This is a genomic window from Streptomyces sp. NPDC054847 (genome assembly GCF_053610925.1).
In genome coordinates, this window is record NZ_JBSGZJ010000554.1 from 1 (window position 1) to 4,264 (window position 4,264).

A 4,264-nucleotide genomic window follows, 5' to 3' on the forward strand; every position below is an offset into this window, starting at 1 on the left:
GCGCACCCCTGGTCGCCCGGCCCGCCCCGAGTTGCTCCCGGCCGGGCTTCCTCCAAGTTCCGCCTCTAGGACAGCCGGCGGGCCCCCGCGGACGGGACGGCGGTGAAGACGCGCGGCTGCTCCAGCGAGGCCGCCGCGAAGGCCTCTTCGACGGACTTCGCCACCAGCGGCGAGGCGGACGTCTCCGTCAGGACGATCGCCGACCCGCCGAAACCGCCGCCCGTCATCCGGGCCCCCAGCGCGCCGGCCGCCAGCGCCGTGTCGACGACCAGGTCCAACTCCAGGCAGGAGACCCGGAAGTCGTCACGCAGCGAGGCGTGCCCCTCGGTCAGCACCGGGCCGATGGCCCTGACCTCGCCGGCCTCCAGGTGGGAGATCACCCGCTCCACCCGGTGGTTCTCGGTGACGATGTGCCGGACCAGCGCGCGCACTTCCGGGTCGTCGAGCCGGCCGAGGGCCTCGTCCAGCGCGTCGTACGGGACGTCCCGCAGGGCGTTCACCCCCAGCGCCGCCGCTCCCGCCTCGCAGCCGGCGCGCCGCTTGCCGTACTCACCATCGCTGTGGGCGTGCTTCACCCGGGTGTCCACGACGAGGAGTTCGAGCCCGTGGGCGGCCAGGTCGAAGGGGATCTGCCGCTGGGAGAGGTCCCTGGTGTCCAGGTACAGGGCATGGCCCTCGGTGCAGCAGGCGGAGGCGGTCTGGTCCATGATGCCCGTCGGGGCGCCGACGTAGACGTTCTCCGCGCGCTGGCACAGGCGGGCCGTGCGCGGGCGTTCCAGGCCCAGTTCGTACAGGTCGTTCAGGGCGAGGGCGGTGACGACCTCGATCGCCGCGGACGAGGAGAGCCCGGCGCCGGTGGGCACGGTCGACTCGAAGTGGATGTCGGCGCCGCCGACCCGGTGGCCGGCGTCGCGCAGCGCCCAGACGACGCCCGCCGGGTAGTCGGTCCAGCCGCCGGGGCCGCCGGGGGCGAGGTCGTCGACGCGCAGTTCGACCGGGCCGCCGTCCATGTCCGTGGAGGTCAGCCGCAGTACGCCGTCGTCGCGGCGCGACACGGTCGCCACCGTGGTGTGCGGAAGCGCGAAGGGCATCACGAAACCGTCGTTGTAATCGGTGTGTTCACCGATGAGGTTCACCCTGCCGGGTGCCGCCCACACACCCTCGCCCGTGGAACTCATGACCCGTTCTCCCTCCCGCGGGCGAATGCCCAGGCGTCGGACACGATGCCGGCCAGATCGGCACGGCTCGGCTTCCAGCCCAGGCGTTCCTGGGCCCTGGCGGCGGAGGCGACCAGGACGGCGGGGTCGCCGCCCCGTCGCTCCGCGACCACCTCGGGCACCGGGTGACCGGTGACCTCCCGTACGGTCTCGATGACCTCGCGCACCGAGAAACCGTTGCCGTTGCCGAGGTTGCAGATCAGATGTTCGCCGACGGTGGCGGCGTCGAGCGCGAGGAGATGGGCCTCCGCCAGGTCCGCGACGTGGATGTAGTCGCGGACGCAGGTGCCGTCCGGGGTCGGGTAGTCGTCGCCGTACACGGAGATCGACTCGCGCCGGCCGAGGGCGACCTGGAGCACCAGCGGGATCAGGTGCGACTCGGGGTCGTGGCGTTCGCCGTACGCGCCGTAGGCCCCGGCGACGTTGAAGTACCGCAGTGAGACGGCAGCGAGACCGTGGGCCGCCGCCTCACCGGTGATCATGTGGTCGACCGCGAGCTTGGTGGCGCCGTAGGGGCTGGTGGGCGCGGTCGGGTCGGACTCGGTGATGGGGGTGGAGACCGGCTCGCCGTAGGTGGCGGCGGTGGAGGAGAAGACCAGTGTGCGCACGCCCGCCGAGCGCATGGCCGCGAGCAGTTCCATCGTGCCACCGACGTTGTTCGCCCAGTACTTCTCCGGCCGGGCGACGGACTCGCCGACCTGGGAGAAGGCCGCGAAGTGCAGCACTCCGTCGTACGAGGCGTCCAGGTGGCGGGCGGCGTCCTGGATGCGGCCCTCGATGAACCCGGCGCCCGCGGGCACCCCTTCGCGGAATCCGGTGGAGAGGTCGTCGAGCACGGTCACCTGGTGACCGGCCTCCAGAAGGTGCTGTGCCACGACACTGCCGACGTATCCCGCACCACCTGTGACCAGGTACTTCTTGCTCACTAGCTCGCTACCTCTCGCAATCGCGTCGCCGCGGCCTCCGGCGGCACATCGTTGATGAACACGCTCATACCGGATTCGGAACCGGCGAGGAACTTCAGCTTGCCGGAAGTGCGGCGGATGGTGAAAAGCTCGAGATGGAGACCGAAGGCGTCCCTTCCCTCGCCTTCGAACGGCGCCTGGTGCCAGGCGGCGATGTACGGCGTGGGCGGTTCGCCGGGCCCGAAGATCCGGTCGAAGCGTCTCAAGAGTTCCAGATAGATCTGTGGGAACTCCGTGCGGGCCGCGTCGTCCAGTGCCCGGAGGTCCGGCACCCGCCGCTTCGGGTGGAGGTGCACCTCGTACGGCCAGTGCGCCGCGTACGGCACGAAGGCGATCCAGTGCTCGCCCTCCAGCACCACCCGCACCCCCTCCTCGCGCTCGCGCCGGACGAGGTCGTCGAAGAGGTTGCGGCCGGTCGCGGCCCGGTGGGCGGCCAGCGAGCGGAGCATCAGCTCGGTGCGCGGGGTCACGAAGGGGTAGCCGTAGATCTGCCCGTGCGGGTGTCCGAGCGTGACGCCGATCTCGGCTCCGCGGTTCTCGAAGCAGAAGACCTGCTTGACCTGGGGCAGTTCGGCGAGCTCCGCCGTGCGGTCCGTCCACGCCTCGAGGACGAGCGCCGCCTGCTCCTCGGTGAGATCGGCGAAGGACGCGTCGTGGTCGGAGGTGAAGCAGACGACCTCGCAGCGGCCCGAGTCGCCGGCCAGCGAAGGGAAGCGGTTCTCGAAGACGGCGACGTCGTAGTCGGCTGCCGGGATCTCGCTGAGGCGGCCGTCGCGCGAGGGGCACAGCGGGCACTCGTCGGCGGGCGGGTGGTAGGTGCGGCCCTGACGGTGGGAGGCGATGGCGACCCGGTCCCCGAGCAGCACGTCGTGCCGGATCTCGGCCGTGGTGGAGACGGCGTCGAGAGGCCGGAGGTCGACGGCGTCGCGGACGGCGTCGTCGCGCGCGTCGTAGTAGAGCAGCTCACGACCGTCGGCGAGCCGGGTCGACGTCTTCTTCACACGGAGCTCCCTCACCACTCCTATCCAACATAACCGAACACAAGAAATCACAACTCAACAGCGCGGTCAATGGGTGACCGCAGGCCGGCCCTGCCCGGGCAGCCCGCAGCAGCAAACAAAAGACATCAAGAGATGCGCTCGGCCAGGGGCGTGTCCCCGCAGACCGGCCTGACGGCCCGCCGGGCCCTAGTAGGCCGCGCCGGGACCGGACGGAGTCCCGTACGCCGCGCGGTCCAGCAGACCCGTACGGGCGGCGAGCGCCGCCGCCTCCAGCCGGGAGCCCACGCCCAGCTTCATCAGCACCCGCTGCACATGGGTGCGGGCCGTGCTCGGCGCGATCCCCATGCCGACGGCGATCAGCCTGGTGTCCTCGCCCTCCGCGACCCGCACCAGCACCTCCACCTCGCGCGGCGTCAGCAGTTGCAGCAGCCGCTGGCCCTCGTCGTCCGGCTGGGCGACCGGGTTGAGCAGCTCGGCGAACGCGCCCTGGAGCAGCAGCGGCGCCACCACCGCCTCTCCCGACCGCGCTTTCACCAGCGCCCGCTCCACGCCCTCGATGCGCTCGTCGTGGCGCACGTATCCGGATGCCCCGGCGGCGAACGCCGCCGCTATACCGCGCGGGCTGGGGACCGGTCCGAGGACCACGACGGCCACCTGCGGCCGTTCCCGTTTGATGCGGACGACCGGGTCGAAGGCGCCGGGCTCCGCGGGCGTCGCCGTGCCCAGCAGGCACACCTCCGGGGCCCTGGCTATCACCAGCTCGGCTGCTCCGGCCGCGGGCGCCGCCGCCGCGAGCACCCGGTGCCCGCGCAGTTTCAGCGCGGAGGCGAGCGCCTCCGCGAGCAGCCTGTGGTCGTCGACCACCATGAGCCGAACGCCCATCGAGCAACCCCCGTCCCGCTGGAGTCGGCCCCCCGGCCGTCCACGGCTACCCCGTCAGTCCCGGCAAGGTACACGCTTGTTCGACATTGCGCGCCCCTAACTCGGCAGAAGCCCCCCGGAATGCCGAATTCTTCACCAAACAGGGCCACTTGAGAGCAGGCGTCAGGAAGAGGGTCGCGGTACGACCGCGGCCCGGCCC

Annotated in this window: 4 protein-coding genes; all 4 read right to left on the bottom strand. The window is 71.6% G+C overall.

Annotated elements, in window-relative coordinates:
• Nucleotides 1-65: 65 nt before the first annotated feature.
• Entirely contained in the window at nt 66-1,178 is a 1,113-nt protein-coding gene (gene galK / locus ACWGH4_RS32165) for a galactokinase (RefSeq protein ID WP_453467094.1), read from the bottom strand.
• Nucleotides 1,175-2,143: a UDP-glucose 4-epimerase GalE gene (gene galE, locus ACWGH4_RS32170; RefSeq protein WP_453467096.1), complete on the bottom strand. Its 969-nt coding sequence runs from the start codon at nt 2,141-2,143 to the stop codon at nt 1,175-1,177. Before galE ends, galK begins: the two co-directional genes overlap by 4 nt.
• Nucleotides 2,143-3,183 (bottom strand): galactose-1-phosphate uridylyltransferase, encoded by a 1,041-nt coding sequence (gene galT, locus ACWGH4_RS32175; RefSeq protein ID WP_453467098.1) that lies wholly within the window; start codon nt 3,181-3,183, stop codon nt 2,143-2,145. Before galT ends, galE begins: the two co-directional genes overlap by 1 nt.
• Nucleotides 3,184-3,369: 186 nt before the next feature.
• Nucleotides 3,370-4,065: a helix-turn-helix transcriptional regulator gene (locus ACWGH4_RS32180; protein ID WP_453467100.1), complete on the bottom strand. Its 696-nt coding sequence runs from the start codon at nt 4,063-4,065 to the stop codon at nt 3,370-3,372.
• Between the last annotated feature and the right edge of the window lie 199 nt (nt 4,066-4,264).